Genomic DNA, 23,164 nt, shown 5'->3' on the forward strand with positions numbered 1-23,164 from the left:
ACATGGCATTTGAGCAACTCAAAGAACGGGTCTGGCGGGCCAATCAAGGCCTGATTGAAAATGATTTGGTCATCCTGAGCTGGGGCAACGCCAGCGGCATTGACCGGAGCGCCGGCGTGGTGGCCATCAAACCCAGCGGCGTGCCCTACAACAAGCTGCGCGTCGAGGACATTGTAGTGTTGTCGCTGGCCACCGGCGAAGTGGTGGAGGGCAAGGCCCGGCCCTCTTCGGATACCGCCACGCATCTGCACTTGTACCGCAGCTTTCCCTCGATTGGCGGCGTGGTGCATGCCCACAGCGTTTATGCCACCGCCTTCGCTCAATCCGGGCGCGAGCTGCCCTGCCTGGGCACCACCCACGCCGACACCTTTTACGGCACGGTGCCCCTCACCCGCCAGTTGACGCCGGAGGAAATTGCCGCGGATTATGAGTTGAACACCGGCAAGGTGATTGAGGAAACCTTCCGCACGCGGCACCTGAATCCGGACCAAATCCCGGCGGTGCTGGTGGTGGGACATGGGCCGTTTGCGTGGGGGCCGACCACGGAAAAGGCGCTGGAAAACGCCTTCATCCTCGAAAAAGTGGCGATGATGGCCATCAACACCTATCGGGTCTGCCCCGAGGCCAAGCCCATCCCGCAGGCCTTGCTGGACAAGCATTTCCTGCGCAAACACGGACCCACGGCCTATTACGGGCAGCGGTGAGGTGAAGTTGCGCTTTACAAGCGGGCGGGAAGGGGATTATTTTCTACTCAACGCTTATGTGTAATGTGACTCGCTGGTTGGGCCTTGCCGCCCTGGTGGTGGTCATGGCTGCAGGTTGCGCCGGGCCGGAGAAAAAACTGGGCCGCGGCATGAACAATGCCACGGAAATCCTTCGGATGGGCGAGCTCCGCCGCACGGTGGAGCAAACCGCCCTGTTTGACAGCCCGGAATCGGCCTACACCACGGGCTTCCTTCGCGGGATGAACCGCACGCTGGCGCGCACTGGCATTGGCCTCTACGAAATCATCACCTTCCCCTTCCCCAGCTACGAGCCGGTGTTGACCCACAAGTTTTCGGCCAAACCGGTCTATCCGGATACCTACCGGCCCAATTTGATTGAAGACCAAACGTTCGCGCCGGATACCTCCCTCGGCTTTGCCGGCGGGGATGTCATCCCCTTTGTCCCGGGCAGCCGCTTCCGGGTGTTTGACAATTAACGGTGCCTGTATCCAGGGCGCCAACCTTGCGTTGGCGCTTTTTTTATGCCCATGAACCGCCTGGAGCGCCTTTCCCCCTGCAAAGTCAATCTCCTGCTCAACATCCTCGGACGCCGCCCCGATGGTTTCCATGAGCTGGAAACGCTTTTTTTTCCGCTGCCGCTCCATGACCGGCTGGTCTTTGAAACCACCGCCAGCGGCTCCGGCATCGGCCTGACCTGCACCCACCCGGAGCTGCCCACCGGCCCGGAAAACCTCGTGTACCGCGCCGCCCAAAGTTTCTTTGCGGCCACGGGCCTGCCGCCGGCCGTGCGCATTCACCTGGAAAAAAACCTGCCGCTGGCGGCCGGTTTGGGCGCGGGCAGCGCCAACGCCGCCGTGACGCTGGACACGCTGAATGAAATGCATGGCCGTCCTCTTTCCACAGCGCGCCTGCATGAACTGGCCGCCGCCCTGGGGTCGGATGTCCCCTTTTTCCTGCAAGGCCGGCCGGCCCTGGCTTTTGGACGCGGTGAACGTCTGGAGTCCCTGCCTGAATTACCGGCTCTGAAAAACCTGGCGGTGCTGCTGGTGCATCCCGGTTTTGGAGTTTCCACCGCCTGGGCTTATCGGGCCTTGGCTGATTTTCCGGAAGCGTTGAACGGACGTCCCGGCCGCGCCCGCCAACTGGCGGAGGCCCTGCTTGGCGGCACGCTGGCGGAGGCGGCGCCCCACTTTTACAATGCGCTGGAGGCGCCGGTGCTGCGCAAATACCCCCTGCTGCAATGGTTTCAGGATTTTTTCCGTGAGCAAGGCGCCGTGGTGGCCCTGATGAGCGGCAGTGGCTCCACCACCTTTGCCCTCCTGCCCACATTGGAGGCCGCAGAAAAAGCCCGGGCCTCCCTGCAAGCCATTTACCAAGCCCCCTTGTGGTCTGCCATTGTGACGCTCTAAACCAGTCGCCCGCGCGCATTGTCCGAGGCGGCAATAATCCGCGTGGGTCTCGCACTCGCAACGCCGGAGCGGGGCTTGTATGTCAGGTAAGTTCTTGCCGGCGTCTTTAAGTGACGCGGTCAGGGAGGGTGCCGGCCTGCCGGGCCGAAGGCATGACCTCCGTTGTGGCCTGGGCCGGCTTGGCTCCATGACGGGCGTTTTCCAGTGGGCGCGCCTCCGGGAGTCTCTCCTCCTGGCGGGCAGAAGCGGGTTCAGGCGGCAGACCCAGGATTTCTCGCGCGCGGGCCAGCGCGAGCGCCATGTCAGCGCAGACGTTTTCGCGGCCCAGCCGGTCCAAAAAGCCTGCCTTGTCCATCATGAACAGCGGTTGCGTGTGCGGCCCGCACAATATCAGATGTTTGCCGCGATGGTGCAACCGCTCATACAAATCCTCCAGGGCATTCAAACCGGTGGCGTCCATGGCCAGCACATTGCGCATGCGCAATATCAAAACGTCCGGGTCCTTCTTTTCCCGCTTGAGGGCGCTTTCCAGCTTGTCCGCGGCGCCGAAGAAAAACGCGCCAAACATGCGATAGACCATCACCCCTTCGGGGACCTGGCGGCCGACCAGCGAATGTTGGGAGCCTTCCGTTTCGGTGGTTTCATCCACGGCCGTAATCTGGCTGGTCTCCGAGACCCGCTTGATGAACAAGACCGCGGCCAGCACCATGCCGACCTCCACCGCCACCGTCAAATCAATGGCCACGGTCAGGCCGAAGGTGGTCAGAAATACCGCCGCATCGCTGCGCGGCCAGCGGGCCAGCCGGCTGAAGTTGTGCCATTCGCCCATGTTGAGCGCCACGTTGACCAGCACCGCGCTCAGCACCGCCAGGGGGATGTGTTTGGCGAGCGGCGCAGCGGCCAGCATGATGACCAGGAGGGTCAGCGCATGAATGATGCCTGCGACCGGTGACCGCGCGCCGCATTTGACATTGGTGGCGGTGCGGGCAATGGCACTGGTCGCGGCAATGCCGCCCAACAGCGGCGTCACGATGTTGGCCACCCCCTGCGCCATCAGTTCCTGGTTGGCGTCGTGCCGGTCATCAATCATGCCATCCGCCACCACGGCACATAGCAGGGACTCAATGGCCGCCAGCAAGGCAATGGTGGTGGCCGGCTGAAACAGATGCCGCAGCGTTTCCCAGGAAAGCTCGGGGATGTGCAGGCGGGGCAACGTTTGCGGAATGCCCCCAAACCGGCTGCCAATGGTTTCGACGGGCAGGTCCAGCAGCGCCACCAGCGCCGTGCCCACCACCAGCGCCACGATGGAGCCCGGCACCCGCCGCTGCCATTGCTTGGGCCAGAAAATGATGACCGCCAGCGAAAAAGCCGCCACCGCCAGCGCCGGCCAGGTGACGGTGTGCGCATGCGCCGCCAACGCGGTCATTTTGGCCACGAATTCCACCGGCACCGCCTCCATTTTCAGCCCAAAGAAATCCTTGATTTGCGAAGTGACAATCAACACCGCAATGCCACTGGTAAAGCCCATGGTGACCGGATAGGGGATGTATTTAATCATGGTGCCCAACCGCGCCAGGCCCATCACCACCAGAATCACCCCGGCCATCACCGTGCAAATCAGCAGATTGTCCAATCCGTATTGGGTGCCGATGCCGTACAGAATGACGATGAACGCTCCCGTTGGACCGCCAATGCAAACCCGGGTGCCTCCCAGCGCCGAAATGAGGAATCCGGCCACCACCGCCGTGATAATCCCGGCCTCCGGCTTGACCCCGGAGGCAATGGCAAACGCCATCGCCAGCGGCAGCGCGACAATTCCCACCGTCACGCCAGCCGTCAAATCCGACAGAAAATCCTGCCTCCCATACCCTTTCAAGGTATCCCACAAGCGCGGACGAAATCCCAGGTTGAGTTTCATAGGAAAATAGGGTTGGCCGCCGCTTCCACAGAAAGGCGGCAGCAAAAGAAAGGATGGCACGTTAATAAAGACATAAGGAATTGCGGAAGTGGGAAGCGGCTCAGCCGGCGCGTCCGAAACCGGGGCCGGCCATCAGCGCATCCATGCCGGGTGGGCACGATGAGCCGCCTCCGTTTTCCCGTTGGGAAAACGGCTGCCATCCACCATGAAAAGACCAGCGCATGCTGCTGCGGGGGCACTCTGATGCCTTCCACCAGCAGCGCATAAAGCACAAGCCGCGGATGGTTGGGCGGAGTGGTAACCCCCGGACGGCTGTCTTTAGTGGGGTATCCAGCCGCGCTTGTCAATGCGGAACTCCATCCCGTCCGGCGTGAGTAAATGGGCTGGAGATGGGGGGCGGGCGCTGTTTTTAGGCACGGTTTTCTTGCTTGACAAAATGACATTATGACAAATGCTTTTCGGTATAACCAAAAAGAAGCTTGTTATGAAGCTGGCCAGCCTTTCCCATTTCTTTTGCGGGCGTAATATTAAAGCGTTGACACTCAAAAACCTGCTCCACCCCCTCTGCGCCTGGACAAGCATGGCCGCCTTGCTTGGAGGCGGGCAACTCTCGCCTCTCCTTGCCCAGGAGCGTACCGCCAGTTATTACCACCACTCTTTGAGCTTGTCTCTTGAGGCTGGCAACAGCCCGAACGGACAGCGGTATTATTTCAGCACTTACGATGGGGTGTTCACCTGGGCGCTCGAGGAAAACAACCGGTATAGCGGTGAAATCAAGCCCTCTTCCATGTATTCCCAAACTTATCTTAGCGATTATGATGCTTACTATGTGCCGCAGTCTTATTATTATGGCTATGGCACCTTGACCCTCTACATGCCGTCAACCGACTCCGACCAGGATGATTTGCCGGATTTCATAGACATCCGTAAATCCACTTCGTTATCCATCTCGGGAAGCGTCCGCGAACATCAGGTGGGCGTAGGCACTGCGACCGTCAACATTAATGGCTCCTTATCCCGCTCTGCCAACACCTATCGGGGCTCCTATAGTGTCACTTCCAGTGAAGGGGTTAATGTCAGCGGTCCCTTTAACAGCGTGGGGACCCAGGGAACGATTCGTTACAACCCCACCACCAGAACGGTCACCATCTCCGGCGTGCAATTTGATGGCGCAGTGACGGTCAGCGGCACGGCCACCTATCAAATTAACAGTGCCAATCAAATCAGCGTGGCCTCATTTCAAATGAGCAACAGCACGGGGAAAAGCACCACGGTCTATGCTTTTACCCTCAACCGGCGCGGCAACACCTACTACGGCCGATTCACCATGAGCGATGGGAATACCGCCACCTGGTGGGTGGATTATGAATACAATCATATCCTGGTCATTGATAATAACGACACCGATGGCGACGGCATCCCCGACTTGTCCGACACCGTCAACGCCACGCCGCCGGTCATCACGCAGGCGCCCCAAAGTCAAACCATTGGCACGGGGCAGACGGTTTCTTTCAGCGTGCAGGTCAGCGGGGTGGGGCCGTTTACTTATCAATGGCTCAAGGACGGAGTGCCCATCGCCGGGGCCATCAGCAGCACCTACACCATTGCGGGGGTAAACCCGCAGCATCAAGGCAACTACACCGTGCAGGTCAGCAATGCGGGTGGCACGGTAACCAGTGCCGCCGCCACGCTCACCGTGTTGACGCCGCCGCAATTGACCAGCTCCCTGCAAAACCTCACCGTGGACGTGGGCCAGACCGCCGTTTTCTCCGTCACCGCCAGCGGCTCCGCCCCGCTGAGCTATCAGTGGTACAAAGACGGAAATCCCATCACCGGTGCCACTGCGGCCAGCTATCAAATTGCCTCGGTGCGCCTGGAGGACGGCGGCCGGTATAGCGTGCGGGTCAGCAACTCCGTGGGCAGCGCGCAGTCGGGCGAGGCGCTGTTGATTGTCAGGGCGCCGCCCGTATTTGTGAGCCAGCCCCAAACGGCCACCGTCGTGCGCGGCATGTCACTGAACCTGCAGGCTTCCGTACAGGGTGGCCTGCCTTTGTCGTATGTGTGGTATAAGAATGGAGCGGTCCTGCCGGGTGTCTCCACCTCGTCCTATGTGGTGCCGGTGGTGGACCTGCCGCATGCCGGCGCGTATTACCTGGTGGCCAGCAATCAATTCGGCCGGGCCACCAGTCAGGTGGCGCAAATCACCGTGCTGGAGCATGGCAACCTTTCCCGCTTTGCCGTGGAACTGCCCACCACCAACGCATACGTGGGCCAACCGCTCAACCTGCGCGTCACGGCACTGGACGATTGGCACAACCGGGTTATGACGTTCAATGGGGCGGCGAATGTCACGGCGGCGGGATGGACCCAGGTCACCACGAATATGTTGGGAAACGTGCCGCACACGGCTTCTTTGAACGCGGCCGGGTTGACCCTGGGTTATTCCTTCACGCCCACCAATAACTTGTGGGTGAACCGCGTTCGCCATTATTGCGGCTCGCAGGTTTCAGTTTGGAATCAACAAGGCACCCTGCTGTTTTCCCAGGCGGTCACCAGCCAAAATGGCGTATGGAGGGAAACTGCCCTGGCCCAGCCGGTTTTACTCGCCAGCGGACAAACCTACCGCGTGGGGGTGTATATCAACACGGGGCAGGGATACTATCGCACGGATTTGTCGGGCAGTTTTCCCTTCGGCTCCATCCATTCCGCTTACCTGGGCAATGGCAATGTTTTCCCCAACACCGCCGCCAGCAACTTGAAGTGGCCATTGGTGGACCTCGTGGTCACCGGTGACAAGCTCTCCCCCCTGCCCGTCACCCTGCAATTCCCGGCACAATTTTCCAAGGGGCTGCTGGTGGGCTCCATCACGGTGGGCCAGCCGGCCAGCGCCGTCCAGGTGCGGGTGGAGGATGGGCAGGGCCACGAGGGGACCAGTCCCTTGTTCAAAGTTTTCACCGCCGTCCGGTTGCACTCCCCTGGGGAGCTGGCGGAGCGCCAGCAAATCCGTTCCCAGGGTTTTCGCCTGCGTTTGGCACTGGCCCCCAACAAGGCTTACACCATTCAGTATTCAGAGGATTTGGCCCAATGGCACACGTGGACCAATTTCACCGCCGCGGAAAGCAGTGTTGAACTGTTGGATGCTGCGGCAGCGGCGCGGCCACGGCGGTTTTACCGGGCCCTCACGCAAGATTAGGCAGGGGGCGCAACCTGTCACAGGCGGGGGGAGGGGTGGCCCTGAGGCGGGGCAGGTATCCGGTCCAGCGCGGCCTGCCCCTGCCGGCTTTACAAAGTGGCGGGCAGGCCGCAGGATGCAGCGCATGAGCGCCGATGCGGAAGGCGGGGCGGAGATGCCCGCCTGTTTTAATTTTGCCACGGATGTTTTTGATGCCTGGGCCCGCGTGCAACCGGAAGCCCTGGCCCTTTGGCACGTGCAAGCCGGTCATCCGCAGGAGACCCGGCTGACCTTCACCCAACTCAGCGCCCTGAGCCGGCAGGCGGCGCATTTTCTGGCCCAATGCGGCATTGCGCCGGGGGATCGCGTGCTGCTGATGCTGCCGCGCATGCCACAATGGTGGGTGGCCATGCTGGCCCTTACCCGTCTGGGAGCCGTGCCGGTGCCCGCCACCCTGCAATTGACGGCGCGCGAGGTGAATTACCGCCTGGCCCTGGCCCAAATCCGGGCCGTATTGACCTGCCCTTCGCAGGTGGAAAAGTTTTCCTCGTTTGCGGGTTTGCGGCTGGTGTGTGGCGGGGATGAGTCCGGCTGGATTGCTTTTGACGAGGGCCTGCAAAAAGGCCGGCCCGATTTCAGCGCGCCGCCCACCCCCGCCCAGGCGCCGGCCATCATGTACTTCACCAGCGCCACCACGGGGGAGCCGAAGATGGTGCTGCACAACCAGGTCTCTTACGGCCTGGCGCATAAAATCACCGGCGAGTTATGGCTCGATTTGCAGCCCGGCGATTTGCATTGGAATCTCTCCGATTTGGGCTGGGCCAAGGCGGCTTGGTCCAGCTTTTATGGGCCGTGGCATCAGGGGGCGGGGTTGTTTGTCTTTGATTTTCACGGGCGTTTTGAGCCGCAATCCATTCTCTCCGCGCTAGCGCATTATCCCGTGACCACCTGGTGCGCGCCGCCCACCGCCCTGCGCCTGCTGGTGCGCGAAGATTTGGGCCGCTGGCGCTTCCCCCACCTGCGGCACTGCGTCACCGCCGGCGAGCCGCTGAATCCGGAAGTTTTGAATCTCTGGCGACAGGCCACGGGACTGACGATTTATGAGGGCTACGGGCAAACCGAAACGGTGGCCTTGATTGCCAATCTGCGCCGCTCCGGACGCCCCGTCAAACCCGGCTCCATGGGCCTGCCCACGCCGGGTTTTGAAGTCGCGCTACTGGACGACCAACTGCAGCCCCTGACCGGCCCGCATCAGGAAGGCGAAATCGCCATTCGCGTCAAACCCCGCCGGCCGTTGGGGCTGTTTGTGGAGTACTGGAATAATCCGGAGGAAACCGCCCGCCAATTTCAGGCCGACTGGTATCTTACGGGGGACAAGGCAGTGCGGGACGAGGAGGGTTATTTCTATTTTTTGGGGCGCAAGGATGACGTCATCAAAAGCTCCGGCTACCGCATCGGTCCCTTTGAGGTGGAAAGCACCTTGCTGGAGCATCCGGCGGTGCTCGAAGCGGGCGTGGTGGGCAAGCCCGACGCCATTCGCGGACAAATCGTCAAGGCTTACGTGGTGTTGCGCCGCGGCTATGCGGCGAGTGAAGAGTTGAAACATCAGATTCAACATCATTGCCGGCAACTGGCGGCGCCATACAAATATCCCCGCGAAATTGAGTTTGTGGCCGAGCTGCCCAAGACCATCAGCGGCAAAATCCGGCGCCTCGAATTGCGACAGCGCGCCGCAAGCGAGGACGGCATTACGGCCAAGCCCCCATGCTGACCATTCCGCCAGCGGATGGGCGTGCAACACCCTCTGAGAGGAAATGAAGCGGTCAGGAGGCTGACTTGGGCAGGCGGCCCGCTGGCGCTTTTCCGGATTCAGACGCCGGGCGGCCGGGCTTTTTGCGGGCATCCCACAGGAGGTGCAACAAGGCCAGGAGGGGATGATGCCGGAGCATCTGGGGGCCAGCTCGGCGCATGACCGCCCGCACGCGCTGTTGCATGAGGGGGCTGTAGCAATGGGTCACACAATTTTTACAAGTGGGCTTGTTCTCCCCGTAAGGGCACTTGTCAATGCGCCGCAGGCAATAATCGAGGTCCCGCTGACAATCCGCGCACAGGGTGGCGTCCACGCCATGCTCCTGCCGGCAATAGATGCGGTACATCGCGGCAATGGTGGCACGCTCCCGCCGCAGGCGGGCATGAGTGGCCGCGGTGGATTGGGCCGCGCTCGGCTCCATGCCCTCAAGATACTCCAAACCAGACGCTTCCCAAGCAAGTGCGGCTAAAAAGTTGACCGGGGTCAAAAGGGCCGCGCCCCGTGCTTCTTGCATGGGCCGCAGGAAGCGGGCGACAGGGAAACCACGGGGGGCGAGGTAAAAGCCCATCTGCCATGAGAAATGGCCCATGCCTTGACATCACCCCGGACCTGCGCCACTTTGCGGGTGGTGCCTTATGACTTTAGCGTGGCTTAGTCTGGATTTGGTGGTGATTGTGCTGTTCGCCTTCTCGCTGCCGGCGGTTTTTCTTTACGTCATCCGCCGCTGGCTGGAGAACAGCGAGCGGGCCGAGCCGTCCGCGGAACACCGCTCGCCGGACGCCACCCGGCCGCCTCATTCCTGAAGCCCCGCCCGTCTCACTGGCTTTATTGCGCGGCTCCCCGTGTGCCCTGGCGGCCGGAAGGAGGATGCACCGGGTCCAGTTTCGGTTCAATTTTCTGCGGCGGTTGCAAGACGGCCCGCGCCAGGTCAGCCGGCGCCACATTGAGGGGCGCCCGGACAAATTCGGGCAGGTTGAAATTTTTGAGTGTGGTGGCGTAGTAGTCCGGGTCTTTTTGGGGGAGCAAAAAAGGCTTGGAGAAATGGCCCGCGGCATCCACATGCGTCAAATGGGGAAAGGAGAAAACGCCGTCGCGGCGTTTGCTGCTGAACACCACCCAGCGGCTGTTGCTGGACCAGCAGTGCCAGGAATCGGTCTGAGGGCTGTTGATTTCCAGCGGCCGCATCTGGCGGCTGGCCAGGTCTATGAGGCATAAATCGGCGCTGGTCTGGTACACGGGAAAATTGCCATAGCGCGAGGCGGTAAAGAGCAGCCAGCGCCCATCGGGCGAGACGCGCGGTTGGGTGGCCGAAAGCTCCAATTGCTGGCCGGAAACCACCAGCTCCGGCGTCCCCCACTGGTTTTTATCCACGTCATAGGCAATGCGCATCAGGTCATAGCGAATTTCGCGAAAACGCTCCATGGGACGGGGGACAGCGCTGGAATAATACAGGTAACGGCCATCGGGTGACCAGGAAGGCCAGGTCTCCAGGCGGTTGGTCAGGGCAATCGGCGGCGGCGCCTCCACCGTGTTGTCCGCCAGACGATACACGTTCAGGTCCGAATCTGCGTCATAGACATCGCGGGTGTTGCCGCGAGTGTGATAAAAAAGCGAGAGTTTGTTCACGGAATACACCATCAGGCGGCCGCTGGGATGCCATGAGGCATAACCGGCGGTGCGCGCAATCTGTTTCCAGTCCTGGCCCTCGCGCATGAGGATGGGGTTGCCCTTCACGCCCCGCAGATGGAAGAACATGCGCTCGGGGGAGTGATTCAGGAAGGTATGGCAATTCAGGCAGCCGCCATGGAAGCGATGGTTTTCCAGCACTTCGACTTCCTCAAAGGAGCTGAGCTGCCGCTGGTAAAGCCCCATTTGGGCATAGAGGTTGTAGAGCGGCCCCAGCCGCCGGTACACCAGGTAATCATCCACCGGGGCGGTGGCGATGAAATTGGTGACGGGCGGCAGGGCCAGCCAGGGACCGGAGGGTTGCCGCACTGCAGCTTCCCAAATCAACGGTTGCCCGGCATTTTGGCGCAGCAATTCGCGCCATGGCCGTTCAGGAAATTGGATGCGGCCATGCCGGTTTTCCACCGTAAGGGCCTGGCCCGCGGGGGCGCGCGCCACGACGCGATAAGCCGTGCCGGTGGCCAGGAGGCGGAAGTTGAGCGGGGCGATGTTCGGCGGCAAGGTGATGCCTGCGTAATCCGGCTGCATCCAGGTTGGGGACGGCGCGGGCGCCGGGGTGTCCTGCCCCAGAGGCGCCCCGGCTGAACAGAGACCGCGCAGAAGGAGCCCCAGCGCCAGCCCGAGGCAGGCGGCAGGGCGTGAGGCATGGCAAAGGCGCAGATTCATGGTTTTTTTCCGCCGGCGGACGGGTCCCAACGGGCCGACCGGCCGTACAAATAAAAATACCAGTAAGTGTCCCCAAACTCGGCGGCCAGCCGCGGGCGCACGGCTTCCAAATCGTTCAGGTGGGCACGGGTGACTTCATCAAACCGGGCAAAGCGCTGGCGTAAAGTCGGGGAAATCGGGAAGCCAGCCACCTCGGCGGCTGGCTGCGGCCGGCTGCGGCCCCACAAGAGCGCCGCTTCGGCCAGATGCCGGGGCAGAGCGGCATAACCCAGGCGGGGGTCTGCCAGGCGTTCCGCATACTCCATCACCTTGTCCAGTTGCAGGCTGATTAAGTAATGGGCCAGCAGAAATTCATACGCCATGCGATTGGTGGGATTGGTGTGCAGCAATTGCTGCATCAAAGGCGCGGTAGGATTGTCGGGATGCGGATAATCGGTGCTGACCATCACGGCCCGGATGGCATTGAGGCGCGGCTCGCGCGCCTGGAGCGGGTCCTCCGCCAACTGCGCCAGCCAGCGCGTGGCGGCGGCGTGGTGGAAGGGCTGGCGCTGCAGCGCGCGCAAGTAATTGCCCGCCGCCACGGGATGCCCCTTGAGCACGTTCACCTGCGCCAGCACTTCCAGCAGCTCCGGGCGCTGTCCCAAAATTTCCAGGGCCTCGGAGGCGAAGCGTTCCGCATGATTCACCTGGCCCAGGTTCAGCATCACGCGGCTCATGACCGCATAAGCCGCCGGCCCGTGGGCCACGTTGGGCAACAGCTCGTCCTGCCGCACAACGGGAAAGGCAAACCACTCGTCCAACAACCGGCCGCTGTGGTACAGCGCCAGCACCAGCTCCAGGCGGGAGGCTGGCTCCAACGCCGGTTGCTGGCGCGCCATTTCCAGGAACTCCGGCCAGCGTTCACGCAGGGCGCACTCACGCAATTGGAGAGTGGCCCGCTGGGGGCGGTCCACCACGACCAGCATCAGCGCCACGCCCGCCGCCATGCCCGCCAGCCACAGTACTCTGGCCCGAGCTGTTGGCCCGGCGGCTCCGGCGAGGGGCGCTGTCCCTTTTTTCCGGGCTGCCGAGACGGTTTGCTGCTCGCTGGCTTGACTGACCAGCCGCCGGGTCAGCAGTCCCACGACCATCCACCAGACCGCCAGCCCCAAGGCCGCCATCAGCCATCCCCAGGAGTGCCAGGGGGAAAACAGGGATGACAACGATTTTCGCCACCATCCTAATTCGGCAATTCCGGCCAGTCCGATGACCGCCAGCCCCCACAAGCCCAGGGCCCAGAAGCGGTGGACCCCCACGAATCCCGCAGCAACTACCCATATTACCAGAAACCCCAGAAGACCCCCCGCACCGGCCCCGCCATAGGCCAGGGCCGCTGCCAGGGAGGGCGCGAGCCAGCGCCAAACACGGCCTTTCAGGGAGAACCCCAAGGCCATAAGCGCAAGCACTGCCGCCAGGCACCATGCCCAAACAAACGCCGCGCTTGCCTCGTCGTACCTTCCGAATACCGCCAACAGCGGAGGAGCCAGCAGCCATTGGGCCGCCCGTGGCCAATGCCCGGCCCCCCGCCGCCAGAGGGCACCCGCTGCCAGACAGAATAGCCACACAAGGAACGCTCCCAGCACTGCTCCCAGAGCGGGTAATTGGCAGAGTTGGAGGCTCCAAGCCGTCAAACGCTGCAAACCGCGCCCCGGCGGGAGCAGTTCGGCCACGCTGAAAGCCGGCAGGTTGAACACCTCCGCCCCCGCATTGAGGTGGAGCAGGCGCGGCTGAATCCAGAAGAAAAAGGTGAGAAACAAGGCCGCCAGAAAAACCGCCTCCGCGATGGCCTGCCTGGTCCACGGCGGCCAGGCGATGGCCGTGGCTGGGGGGGCGGGTGAAGGCTTGCGTTGCTTGTGAACCATGGTCAAAACGGGGTGGGCCATTCGTTCCACACTCACTCCGCTTTTTCACGGGGCCGGGGCGTTCTGGCCCGCCGCCCGCAAGGCTCGCGCCTCGGCCAGCCGCTGTTGGGCTGCCGGATGCCCGGGGTGCGCCGCCAGAAACGCCTCCAGATGCGCAATGGCCTCGTCCCACTGTTTCAGGGTCAGGAGGGCGTTGGCCAGATTCAGGCGCGCTTCGGCGTTATCCGGTTCGTAGCGCAAGGTCTGGCGGAATTGCTCCACCGCCTCGGCGGGGCGCCGGAGGCGCAAGAGCGCCAGTCCGTAATTATTGCGAGCGCGCGCATGGTCAGGGGCGTGTTGCAGGAGGGTTTGCAACTCCTTTTCCGCTTCGGCCCACTGGCCCTGCCGGATGAGCAGATTGGCCAGATTGTAACGCGCACTGGTGTGCTCCGGGGCCATCGCCAGCGCCTGCCGGTAACAGGCCATGGCGTCATGGGTGCGGCTGGCCCGGGCGTGGACAATGGCTTTGTTGTAGTGGAAATCGGCGTCCGTCGGGCGCCGGGCCAGGGCCTTGTCAAAACTGGCCAGCGCCTCGGCCAGCCGGCCTTCGTCCATTTCGCAGAGTCCCAAACCATTCCACGCCTCGGCGACATTGGGCCGGAGCTGCAAAACGCGCTGGAAATGCTCGCGCGCCCGCTCCAGCCTGCCCAGATTCCGCCAGAGCAACCCCTGAAAATATTCCGCTTGATAGTCATGGGGCAGCAGGCCGCCGACTTTTTCCCACTGCTGAAGAGCGCCATTCAAGTCCCCTGCCTCCTCCAACAAACGGGCGTATCGCGCCAGCAGGGTGGCATCGTTGGGGCGTCTGGCCAGGGCCTGCTGATACACACTGGCCTGTGGCGGCAGCCCCTGGGTGACGCTGGTCTGCGGACGCAAGGCGGCGATTTGCTCGTCCACCCATTGGATTTGCGCCGTATGATTCAACTGCTGCGTAAACGGCGGCCGTTGCAGCCGCCGGCGCATCTCCCGCCACACCTGCAACTGGTCAAAAGCCGTGGCTGCCAGGCGGTCCTGGGCTTCCTGCGGCGCCAACCATGAGGTGCGCCCCGCAGGGGCCAGGGCCGCCGCGATGGGCGCGGCGATTGCCCGGGCGAGGGCGTAATTGCCGGCGAAATTAAGATGCACATGGTCGTAAAACAACTCCCGGCCGGGCGTTTGGTTGGGCGCGGCGCGGCTCAAGACCCGCTCGGCGTCCACCAGATAAACGTTTTGATTGGTCCTGCTCCCCGCCACGGCGCGGGTGATTTCGTTGAGGCGGGTGTCCACCCGGAAACGCAGCGCATCCATGTCGCGCGCCCATTGATAGTAGCCGCGCGCCTCCCGAAACTGCTTCAAGGCCCATTTGGCTTCGGCAATGCGGTATTCCAGCTCCGCATGGTCCCGGTCCAGTTCATACGCTTCTTGGAAATGGGCCAGCGCCTGCTGATGCTGCCCCGCGGCGGCCAGCCGCGCCCCTTCGCGCACGGCGTTTTGCCACACCTCCAATTCCGCCGCTGTCATGTCGCTGCGATGCAACGAGGCAAACGGCGCGCAATCTTTCCAATTCGCGCTCACCGTGGAGACCACCACGCGCGCGCCCGCCCGCCGTCCGGTTTCCAGAATGTCCGTCAGGTTGTTTTCAAAATGCCGGTACACCCGCTGCATGCGGGGGTCATCGGGGGCCAGTTTGTGTTCGAGAAACATCTCCAGCCCGCCCCACTCGGCCTGCGCCGCGCGGCCTGCGCGAAGTTGCTGCAGACAGGCCTCCGCCAGTTGGCCTGTCTTGAGCGTGCGAAAGAACAGCGCTGCGCGAATCAGGGGCAGGTCAGGCGCCTGCCGGCCAAATACCGTGCCCGAGCCATACGGCCCCACCACCTCATTGTTGCCCATGTAAAGCACCCAAAAATCGGCGTCCAGTTTGACGCAATCCCGGGCAATCAGCCGGATGACGTGCGAGTTGATGGCGGTCATGGCCGCGTTGATGACCTCAAATTTCTTGTCGGGAAAGGCCTCGCTTAACAATACCTCCAAGTACCGGCCAAAACCATAAGCCGGCTCGGGGTCCCCCATGGCGGCCGATTCACCCAAAATCACAATCCGCACCGTGCCGGGCGGCTTGACCTGGTCCACTACCATCGGCTGCGGCGCCCGCGCGATGCGCGGCGGGAAAAACCGCCAGCCAAACTGGTGATTTTCCACCCAGACCGGCCGGCCTTGCACGACGGCGGGCAGGAAAAAATCCGTGGGATGGCCATAACCCACCAGGCGCAGCACAGCTTCCAGGGCCAGGAAAACCAGCAACGGCAGCGCCATGACCAGGATTTTGATTCCCAGCCGGCGGCGCGCAGGCCTGGCCAGGTTGGACCCGGACGCGGCGGCAGACTGCGGCTTCGGTTTGGGCATAGTTGATGCCGGAATATTAGCTTGGGGAAAAAACGGGTGCACTTCAAATTTTCGGCCACTGCTGACTGCGCGGCCTCCCTGCGAAGCCAGTAACAATATTGCCGGCCATTGCGTCCAATGAGCAGGCAGATGAAACTTTCGCTTACGCGCGGATACAGTTACAGTTAGATTAAAGCAACGCCCATGAAATATCTGGCAATCGTGGCAGGACTCCTTGGCCTGTTGGCGTCCGGGCCGGCCGAGGGCGCGTTTGGACCCGCTGAACGGGCGGAGCGCCAGGCGCGGCGCGCCCAGGCCCGGGAAGTGGCTCTGTTGCTGCGCGAACTCCAGGGCCGCCCGGTGCGACTGGCAGCCAACCCGCCTGCGGCCAGCCCCGCGCGGCCGGCGGTCACCAACAAGGCTGTCCCGCCTGCGCCACCGCCCAAAACTGCCGCCCGCCCGGCCACCAACGCGCCGCCGCCCCTGCCGGTTTCGGCCGCCAACCCTTACGAGGCGCCGCATCTCAAATTGCCGGTGACGCCCCTGGATGAAATTGTCCAGCGGCACTGGCAGAAATGGGGGATTAGTCCGGCGCAGCCGTGCTCGGATGCCGTCTTTGTGCGTCGGGTATATCTGGATGTGATTGGCACTCTGCCCACGGCGCTGGAGGCGCGCGAATTTTTGCTGGACCGCAACCCCAACAAACGCAAGCTGCTGATTGACCGCCTGCTGGAGCGCGAGGAATTTGCCGACTACTGGACCATGAAATGGGCGGATTTGCTCCGCGTCAAAGCCGAATTTCCCATCAACCTCTGGCCCAACGCCGTGCAGGCCTACCATCGCTACCTTTACACCAGCCTGCGCGACAACAAGCCCTACGACCAGTTCGCCCGGGAGCTGCTCACCTCCAGCGGCAGCAACTTCCGCGTGGGCCAGGTCAACTTCTACCGCGCCGTGCAGGACAAAACCCCCGAGGGCATCGCCCGCGCCGTCGCCCTGACTTTTCTGGGCGAGCGCGCAGACCACTGGCCGCCGGAGAAACTGGCCGGGCTGGCGGGATTCTTTGCCCATGTCAATTTCAAGAGCACCACGGAATGGAAGGAGGAAATTGTATATTTTGACCCCCTCCTGCAACCCACCCAAAAAATCGCCGGCCTGGAGTTAAAACCAGTATTCCCGGATGGCGCCACACCCCGCATCCTCCCCGCGGAAGACCCCCGCGAGGTGTTTGCGCGCTGGCTCATCCGGCCCCAAAACCCGTGGTTTGCGCGCACGCTGGCCAATCGCGCCTGGTATTGGTTCATGGGCCGTGGCATCATCCACGAGCCGGATGACGCGCGCCCGGACAACCCGCCCTCCAACCCTGAGCTGCTGGCGTACCTGGAAAAAGAGCTGGTGGCCGCCAAGTATGACATCAAACAGCTTTTCCGTCTCATTCTGAACTCGCGCACCTACCAGCTTTCCGCCCTGCTGCCCAACCCCCACCCCAAAGCCGCCGAGCAATTTGCGTATTATCCCATGCGCCGGCTGGAGGCCGAAGTCTTGATTGACGCGCTCAATCAAATTACCGGCACCACCGAGAAATATTCCAGCCCCATTCCCGAGCCGTTCACGTTCATCCCGGAGAACCAGCGCTCCATCGCCCTGGCGGATGGAAGCATCACCAGCCCGTTTCTGGAGCTGTTTGGCCGCCCGCCCCGCGACACCGGGCTGGAAAGCGAGCGCAACAACCGCCTCACCGCCTCGCAACGGCTGCACCTGCTTAATTCCAGCCACATTCAGCGCAAACTCGAACGCAGCCAGATGATTGCCTACCAGATGCAGGGCAACCGCCCCATGCGCGAAATCATCAGCAACCTCTATTTGGGCATCCTCTCCCGGTGGCCCACGGAGCAGGAGCTGCGCACCTTCGAGCAATACGTGCAAAAAGCCGGCCTCAAGCCGCGCGACGCCGCCCTGGACCTCTCGTGGTCCCTCATCAACAGCAGTGAATTTCTGTTCCGCCACTGAGGCCGCGGCCGCGAGGCGAGAGCGCCGGCACGCCGCTGGTCTGCAGGGGGCATCTGGTGTTCAGTCCCGGCAGTGATTGCGGATGGCGGACGGGGAGGCGGAATAAAAGGCGGCGGCCTGGCCTTTCCGAAGGCGGTGGATGATTTGAAGTTCCAAGCTGGGGATGGCGCGGAGACCTTGTGCCCGGCGTGTCCCCGACAAGAAAAAAAAGAGCCACGCCATTGGCGCATGGCTCCTGCCAATAAAAAAACCGGTGGCAGTCGGCCTGCCACCGGTTGAACACTTGGATTAGTAACGATTACCGCGGCGGCCGCCGAAATCACGGCGCGGGCCGCGATCGCGTCCACCACCGCCGCCACCACCACCGGGCGGGCGTTCCTCGCGCGGGCGGGCGATATTGACGGTCAGGTTGCGGCCATCCAGCGATGCGCCGTGCATCGCTTCGATGGCGCGCTGGGCTTCCTCCGGCGTGCTCATCGTCACAAAGGCAAATCCCCGGGAGCGGCCGCTCATGCGGTCCACCATCAGGTTGGCTTCGACGACTGTGCCGTGGGCGGCAAAGGCGTCATGCAGATCGTTTTCCGTGGTGTTATAGGAGAGATTTCCCACGAAGAGTTTGGTGCTCATGTAACTGTGCTGTGCTAACGGGCAACCTGCCTGGGCCGAAACTGTTCCCGACCGCCGGGTTTCAAATCATCACTGAACAACTGCGTTCACTTGCTGATTCACCATGTTTGGGACGCGACAGGTTATCACTATCCGCCGCAAAGTTGGCCTAAATTTCCGGATTAGCAAGCACTTTCGTAAAAAAATTGGCGGCTTTTCCCGGCCCTGCCCGCCCGGCCCGCGGGCCGGAGGGCGCCGCGCGGCGGGTCTGGCCAGTCCCGCGCGGCCGCCCCTTCCGCCTGCAATTTTGTTTTCGCGAGCCGATTTTTCTGGCAGGCTGGGGTGACGTTATGAATGGAAAACAAGCAAGTTTGTGGCAGCGGTTTCAGCAATATTACTCGGAATACCCGGAGCTGGGCCTGGCGGTGGATTTGAGCCGCATGGCCTTTTCGCCGGATTTCCTGGCCAAGTTGGAGCCGGCCCTGCAGCGGGCCTACCAGGAAATGCAGGCGCTGGAGCAGGGGGCGCTGGCCAATGCGGATGAGCAGCGCATGGTGGGGCATTACTGGCTGCGCGCCCCGCATCGGGTGCCCAAAAAACACCGGGCGCTGGCGCGGGAAATCACCCAGACGATTGCCGACCTCAAGGCCTTCGCCCGCGACGTGCACGAGGGCCGCGTGGCCGGCGAGCGGGGGCCATTCAAAAACCTGCTGGTCATCGGCATTGGCGGCTCGGCTCTGGGGCCGCAATTCATCGCCCACGCGCTGGGGCATCCGCTGACCGACAAGATGAATGTTTATTTCTTCGACAACACCGACCCGGACGGCATGGACCGTGTGATGGCGCCGCTGCTCATGGAGCTGGGACAGACCCTGTGCCTGGTTATTTCCAAATCCGGCGGCACCAAGGAAACGCGCAACGGGATGGTGGAAGCGGCCGCGGCCTATGCGCGGGCCGGACTGCGGTTTGGCGCGCATGCGGTGGCCATCACCGCCCGCGGGTTGAACAGCCAGTTGGAGAAACTGGCGCAGGAGGAGCGCTGGCTGCGCATCTTCCCGATGTGGGACTGGGTGGGCGGCCGCACCAGCGTGACGTCCGCCGTGGGATTGCTGCCCGCCGCCTTGCAGGGGCTGGACATTGACGCCCTCCTGGCCGGCGCGCAGGCGTGTGATGAAGTCACGCGCGAGCCCAACACCGCGCGCAATCCGGCGGCGCAACTGGCGGCCATGTGGTATTACGCCGGCCAGGGCCGCGGCGCGCGCGACATGGTGGTGCTGCCCTACAAAGACCGGCTGGAGCTGTTCTCCAAGTATTTGCAGCAACTGGTGATGGAATCGCTGGGCAAGGAGCTGGACCGCGACGGCCGGCTGGTCTGCCAGGGGTTGACGGTGTACGGCAACAAAGGTTCCACCGACCAGCATGCCTATGTGCAGCAATTGCGGGACGGCCTCAACAACTTCTTTGTCACGTTCATTGAAGTGTTGCGCGACCGCCAGGGCGAAAGCATCGCCGTGGAAGGCTCCGCCACCACCGGCGACTTTCTCCAGGGCTTCCTGCTGGGCACGCGCCAGGCCTTGTGGGAAAATGGGCGCGAGTCCATCACGCTGACCCTGCAGGAAGTCTCACCGTTCACGGTGGGCGTGCTGATTGCCCTCTTTGAGCGGGCGGTGGGGCTTTATGCCTCCCTCATCAACCTCAACGCCTACCATCAACCGGGGGTGGAGGCCGGCAAAAAAGCGGCTGGGCAGGTCCTGGCTTTGCAGGAAAAAGTCCTCCAATTCCTGGGGCGGCGTCCGGGTCGGCCGCAAACGCTGGCCGCCATTGCCCGCGGCCTGCAGGCCGAGGAACACATCGAAACGATTTTCAAGGTTTGCGAGCACCTCGCCGCCAACCCCGACCGCGGGTTGACGAAAAAAGCCGGGCCGTCCCTGCCCGAAACTGCCTATGCGCTGGCCGCCAAAAACAAGGCACGGAAGGATTAGGGCCGGGCGGGGGGTGGAAGCAGGGCTGGCGCCCGCCTGCGCGGCCTGCGCGATTTTTCCCCTCGCCTTGTCCACTCCCTTCTCGGGCGGACGGGTCAGGGTGTGCAGTGAGCTGCGCGGGCGCCTGAAGGGAACATGAATCTGGTGGTGTGGATATTCGCCGGTCTGGCGGGGCTGAGCCTGGTATTGCTGCTCTGGCAGTGGCTGGCCGCCTGGCGCTTTCCGCTGCATCAGCGCATCGCGCGCCCGGGCTTTGCCCCTGGCGTTACGCTGTTCAAACCGCTCAAGGGCTGCGACAGCGAGACGCGCGCCTGTCTGGAGAGCTGGCTCAAGCAGGATTACGCCGGGCCGGTGCAGGTGTTGTTTGGGGTGGCCTCGGAGCTGGACCCGGTGGTAATGGTGGTGCGCGAGCTGTTGAAGGAGCATCCCCAACGAGATGCGCGGCTGGTCATCTGCCGGGAATCCCTGGGTGCCAATGCCAAAGTCTCCACGCTCCTGCAACTTGCCCCGGAAGCGCGGCATGATTTGTGGATTATCAGCGACGCCGATGTGCGCGTGCCGCCGGATTTTCTGGCCAACGTCGTGGCGCCGTTTCACGTGCGCGAGACCGGGCTGGTGACCTGTTTCTACGAGCTGGCCAATCCAGCCACGCTGGCCATGCGCTGCGAGGCGGTGGCCATCAATGGGGATTTCTGGAGCCAGGTGCTGCAATCCAACACCCTGCGGCCCATGCAGTTTGCGCTGGGGGCCGTCATGGCCGTCCGCCGTCGCGCGCTGGAGGAGGCGGGCGGGTTCGCGGCGCTGAAAGATTTGCTGGCCGATGATTATCACCTGGGCCGGCGGGTGGCCGAGCGCGGCTGGCGCATTGAGTTGTGCCCGGTGGTGGTGAGCTGTTTCGAGTCCCCCCAGGGCTGGGGCCAGGTCTTCCGTCATCAACTGCGCTGGGCGCGGACCATCCGTGCCTGCCAGCCGGCACCGTATTTTTTCAGCATCCTCAGCAACGGCACCCTGTGGCCCGTGTTGATGATGCTGGCCGGCTGGAGTTTGCCCTGGACCGGCGTCGGCTGCCTTATGATTGCCGTGCGGGCCGCCGCCAGTCTTTGGCTGCAACACCGCCTCACCCGGCAGCGCAGGCATCTTTTTTATGACTTCCTGGTGGTGGTGAAAGACTTCCTGCAGGCCGCTGTGTGGCTGCTGGCATTCACCGGCAACACCATCGAATGGCGCGGCCAGAAGGCGCGGGTCACGCGCGACGGCCGCTTGATTGCAACTTGACGCGCCTGCACCGGCGACGCAAGTTACCGGCATGCAAAGAACAGCCCTCGCCCGTTCCCCGTTTTCCCGGCGTCTTTTCGTCTCCCGCGTGCTGCAAACGGGCGCGCTGGTGCTGGCGGGGCCGGGGCTGGCGCGCTCCGGCGCCGCGGCGGTTTTGGAGGGCGGCCGCCCGGTCATCACGCACGGCATTGCCAGCGGCGATGTGACGCCATACACCGCCGTCATTTGGAGCCGCACCGACCGCCCCGCCCGCATGTACGTGGAATGGAGCACGGTGGAATCTCTGGCGCAGGCCCGCCGGGTGATTGGGCCACTGGCTCTGTCCTACACCGATTTTACCGCCAAAACCCTGCTGACCGACCTGCCGCCCGGGCAGCGGATTTTCTATCGGGTGACCTTTGTCTCCCCGGAGGGCGCCACCAGCGAGCCGGTGCGCGGCCAGTTCGTGACGGCGCCGCTGGACCGGCGCTCCGTGCGTCTGGTCTGGTCCGGTGACACCTGCGGGCAGGGCTATGGGATTGATGAATCTCGCGGCGGCTTTATTGCGTACCGCACGATGTTGGAGCTGCAGCCGGATGTTTTCATCCACAGCGGCGACTGGATTTATGCCGACAACCCGCTGGAGCCGCAGCGCAAGCTCCCGAGCGGCGGCCTCTGGCGGAACCTCGTGGCCGAGGGCAAGGAGAAGGTGGCCGAAACGCTGGAGGAATTCCGCGGCAATTACCGGTACAACCTGCTGGACAAACATTACCGCGCCTTTCACGCCGCGGTGGCCACCCTGGGACAGTGGGATGACCATGAAGTGCGCAACAACTGGTACCCGGGCCAGATTCTGGACGACAAACGCTATACCGAGAAAAACGTGGACCGCCTTTTCCGCCGCGCCCAGCGCGCCTTCTGGGAGTATGTGCCCCTGCGGCCGGACGCGGAGTGGCGCATTTACCGCCACATCCCGCGCGGGCCGTTGTGCGATGTTTTCCTGCTCGACTGCCGCACCTACCGCGGCCCCAACGGCCCCAACCGCCAGACCGAGCGCAGCGCGGAAAGCGCCTTTCTGGGGGACGCCCAACTGGAGTGGCTCAAACGCGCGTTGCAGGCCAGCCGCGCGACCTGGAAAATCATCGCCAACGACATGCCCATCGGCATGTTAATCCCCGACGCGCGCGGCACGTATGAAAACTGCTCCAATGGCAACGGCCCGCCGCTGGGCCGGGAGTTGGAATTTGCCGAGCTGTTGCGGTTCTTGAAGGAACAGCGCATCCGCAATGTGGTGTGGCTTACCGCCGATGTGCATCATGCCATCACCCACCATTATCATCCGGATCGGGCGGTGTTCAAAGACTTCGATTCTTTCTGGGAATTTGTCAGCGGCCCGCTCCATGCCGGCACCTACGGGCCGGGGCAGTTGGACAACACTTTCGGCCCCAAAGTGGAGTGGAATTCGCGCGCCCCGGGCGCGCCGGAGGCCGGGCCGTTCAATGACCAGCAGTTCATTGGGGTGGTGGACATTGAGGGCGCCAGCGGCCGGTTGACGGTGACCCATTACAATCGCGACGGCCAGGCTCTGGCCAAAACCACCCTGGAGCCGGCATTGGCCTAACCCC

At 63.0% G+C, this 23,164-nt stretch carries 16 protein-coding genes; 10 read left to right on the forward strand and 6 right to left on the reverse strand.

Annotated features, from left to right (window positions below; translation table 11 throughout):
* Positions 1-2 precede the first annotated feature (2 nt).
* From araD to ispE, 3 genes are all read left to right on the forward strand, one after another.
* On the forward strand, positions 3-704 hold the full coding sequence (araD, locus tag NXS98_RS11830) for an L-ribulose-5-phosphate 4-epimerase AraD (RefSeq protein WP_283845197.1): 702 nt from the start codon (positions 3-5) through the stop codon (positions 702-704).
* Positions 705-769: 65 nt separating this feature from the next.
* Complete coding sequence (locus NXS98_RS11835) at positions 770-1,201, forward strand: exosortase system-associated protein, TIGR04073 family (RefSeq protein ID WP_283845198.1); 432 nt, start codon at positions 770-772, stop codon at positions 1,199-1,201.
* Between the two features lie 51 nt (positions 1,202-1,252).
* The gene (gene ispE, locus NXS98_RS11840; RefSeq protein ID WP_283845199.1) at positions 1,253-2,134 is read left to right on the forward strand and encodes a 4-(cytidine 5'-diphospho)-2-C-methyl-D-erythritol kinase; all 882 of its coding nucleotides are present in this window, start codon (positions 1,253-1,255) and stop codon (positions 2,132-2,134) included.
* Between the two features lie 106 nt (positions 2,135-2,240).
* Here the strand turns inward: ispE and NXS98_RS11845 are convergent, their stop codons facing one another.
* On the reverse strand, positions 2,241-4,052 hold the full coding sequence (locus NXS98_RS11845; protein ID WP_283845200.1) for a SulP family inorganic anion transporter: 1,812 nt from the start codon (positions 4,050-4,052) through the stop codon (positions 2,241-2,243).
* Between the two features lie 535 nt (positions 4,053-4,587).
* Between NXS98_RS11845 and NXS98_RS11850 the strand changes: the two genes are divergently transcribed.
* Both NXS98_RS11850 and NXS98_RS11855 read left to right on the forward strand, forming a co-directional pair.
* Positions 4,588-7,245, forward strand: coding sequence for an immunoglobulin domain-containing protein (locus NXS98_RS11850; RefSeq protein WP_283845201.1), 2,658 nt, complete (start codon positions 4,588-4,590; stop codon positions 7,243-7,245).
* Positions 7,246-7,369: 124 nt separating this feature from the next.
* Entirely contained in the window at positions 7,370-8,995 is a 1,626-nt protein-coding gene (locus NXS98_RS11855) for an AMP-binding protein (protein WP_283845202.1), read from the forward strand.
* Positions 8,996-9,047: 52 nt separating this feature from the next.
* Here the strand turns inward: NXS98_RS11855 and NXS98_RS11860 are convergent, their stop codons facing one another.
* On the reverse strand, positions 9,048-9,455 hold the full coding sequence (locus NXS98_RS11860) for a nitrous oxide-stimulated promoter family protein (RefSeq protein WP_283845203.1): 408 nt from the start codon (positions 9,453-9,455) through the stop codon (positions 9,048-9,050).
* 214 nt (positions 9,456-9,669) lie between these two features.
* Here NXS98_RS11860 and NXS98_RS11865 point away from each other — a divergent pair, with 214 nt between their 5' ends.
* The gene (locus NXS98_RS11865; protein WP_283845204.1) at positions 9,670-9,837 is read left to right on the forward strand and encodes a hypothetical protein; all 168 of its coding nucleotides are present in this window, start codon (positions 9,670-9,672) and stop codon (positions 9,835-9,837) included.
* A 22-nt stretch (positions 9,838-9,859) separates the two neighbouring features.
* On the opposite strand, the gene NXS98_RS11870 is transcribed toward NXS98_RS11865, so the two are convergent.
* Genes NXS98_RS11870 through NXS98_RS11880 form a run of 3 tightly spaced genes read right to left on the reverse strand, consistent with a single transcriptional unit; the run spans position 9,860 to position 15,708 of the window.
* Positions 9,860-11,386 carry a TolB family protein gene (locus NXS98_RS11870; RefSeq protein ID WP_283845205.1) on the reverse strand — a complete coding sequence of 509 codons (1,527 nt, stop codon included), beginning with the start codon at positions 11,384-11,386 and terminating at the stop codon, positions 9,860-9,862.
* A complete protein-coding gene (locus NXS98_RS11875; protein WP_283845206.1) occupies positions 11,383-13,287 on the reverse strand; it encodes a DUF6057 family protein in 1,905 nt (634 codons plus the stop codon). The genes NXS98_RS11870 and NXS98_RS11875 overlap by 4 nt, the downstream gene beginning before the upstream one ends.
* A 45-nt stretch (positions 13,288-13,332) precedes the next feature.
* On the reverse strand, positions 13,333-15,708 hold the full coding sequence (locus tag NXS98_RS11880) for a tetratricopeptide repeat protein (protein WP_283845207.1): 2,376 nt from the start codon (positions 15,706-15,708) through the stop codon (positions 13,333-13,335).
* Positions 15,709-15,891: 183 nt separating this feature from the next.
* Here NXS98_RS11880 and NXS98_RS11885 point away from each other — a divergent pair, with 183 nt between their 5' ends.
* Positions 15,892-17,697, forward strand: coding sequence for a DUF1553 domain-containing protein (locus tag NXS98_RS11885; protein ID WP_283845208.1), 1,806 nt, complete (start codon positions 15,892-15,894; stop codon positions 17,695-17,697).
* 288 nt (positions 17,698-17,985) lie between these two features.
* On the opposite strand, the gene NXS98_RS11890 is transcribed toward NXS98_RS11885, so the two are convergent.
* Positions 17,986-18,324 carry an RNA recognition motif domain-containing protein gene (locus NXS98_RS11890; RefSeq protein WP_283845209.1) on the reverse strand — a complete coding sequence of 113 codons (339 nt, stop codon included), beginning with the start codon at positions 18,322-18,324 and terminating at the stop codon, positions 17,986-17,988.
* Positions 18,325-18,653: 329 nt separating this feature from the next.
* Between NXS98_RS11890 and NXS98_RS11895 the strand changes: the two genes are divergently transcribed.
* From NXS98_RS11895 to NXS98_RS11905, 3 genes are all read left to right on the forward strand, one after another.
* Positions 18,654-20,285 (forward strand): glucose-6-phosphate isomerase, encoded by a 1,632-nt coding sequence (locus NXS98_RS11895; protein ID WP_283845210.1) that lies wholly within the window; start codon positions 18,654-18,656, stop codon positions 20,283-20,285.
* A gap of 135 nt (positions 20,286-20,420) precedes the next feature.
* Positions 20,421-21,560 (forward strand): bacteriohopanetetrol glucosamine biosynthesis glycosyltransferase HpnI, encoded by a 1,140-nt coding sequence (gene hpnI, locus NXS98_RS11900; protein WP_283845211.1) that lies wholly within the window; start codon positions 20,421-20,423, stop codon positions 21,558-21,560.
* Between the two features lie 31 nt (positions 21,561-21,591).
* Positions 21,592-23,160, forward strand: coding sequence for an alkaline phosphatase D family protein (locus NXS98_RS11905; RefSeq protein ID WP_283845212.1), 1,569 nt, complete (start codon positions 21,592-21,594; stop codon positions 23,158-23,160).
* Positions 23,161-23,164: the final 4 nt, after the last annotated feature.

The sequence above is a fragment of the Fontisphaera persica genome (assembly GCF_024832785.1).
Classification (GTDB): Bacteria; Verrucomicrobiota; Verrucomicrobiia; order Limisphaerales; family Fontisphaeraceae; genus Fontisphaera; species Fontisphaera persica.

Bases quoted from the DNA above. Each gene is read 5' to 3' on its own strand.
- araD (WP_283845197.1), top strand. From the start codon at position 3: ATGGCATTTGAGCAACTCAAAGAACGGGTCTGGCGGGCCAATCAAGGC.
- ispE (WP_283845199.1), top strand. From the start codon at position 1,253: ATGAACCGCCTGGAGCGCCTTTCCCCCTGCAAAGTCAATCTCCTGCTC.
- NXS98_RS11845 (WP_283845200.1), bottom strand. From the start codon at position 4,052: ATGAAACTCAACCTGGGATTTCGTCCGCGCTTGTGGGATACCTTGAAA.
- NXS98_RS11855 (WP_283845202.1), top strand. From the start codon at position 7,370: ATGAGCGCCGATGCGGAAGGCGGGGCGGAGATGCCCGCCTGTTTTAAT.
- NXS98_RS11860 (WP_283845203.1), bottom strand. From the start codon at position 9,455: ATGGAGCCGAGCGCGGCCCAATCCACCGCGGCCACTCATGCCCGCCTG.
- NXS98_RS11865 (WP_283845204.1), top strand. From the start codon at position 9,670: ATGACTTTAGCGTGGCTTAGTCTGGATTTGGTGGTGATTGTGCTGTTC.
- NXS98_RS11870 (WP_283845205.1), bottom strand. From the start codon at position 11,386: ATGAATCTGCGCCTTTGCCATGCCTCACGCCCTGCCGCCTGCCTCGGG.
- NXS98_RS11875 (WP_283845206.1), bottom strand. From the start codon at position 13,287: ATGGTTCACAAGCAACGCAAGCCTTCACCCGCCCCCCCAGCCACGGCC.
- NXS98_RS11880 (WP_283845207.1), bottom strand. From the start codon at position 15,708: ATGCCCAAACCGAAGCCGCAGTCTGCCGCCGCGTCCGGGTCCAACCTG.
- NXS98_RS11885 (WP_283845208.1), top strand. From the start codon at position 15,892: ATGAAATATCTGGCAATCGTGGCAGGACTCCTTGGCCTGTTGGCGTCC.
- NXS98_RS11890 (WP_283845209.1), bottom strand. From the start codon at position 18,324: ATGAGCACCAAACTCTTCGTGGGAAATCTCTCCTATAACACCACGGAA.
- NXS98_RS11895 (WP_283845210.1), top strand. From the start codon at position 18,654: ATGAATGGAAAACAAGCAAGTTTGTGGCAGCGGTTTCAGCAATATTAC.
- hpnI (WP_283845211.1), top strand. From the start codon at position 20,421: ATGAATCTGGTGGTGTGGATATTCGCCGGTCTGGCGGGGCTGAGCCTG.
- NXS98_RS11905 (WP_283845212.1), top strand. From the start codon at position 21,592: ATGCAAAGAACAGCCCTCGCCCGTTCCCCGTTTTCCCGGCGTCTTTTC.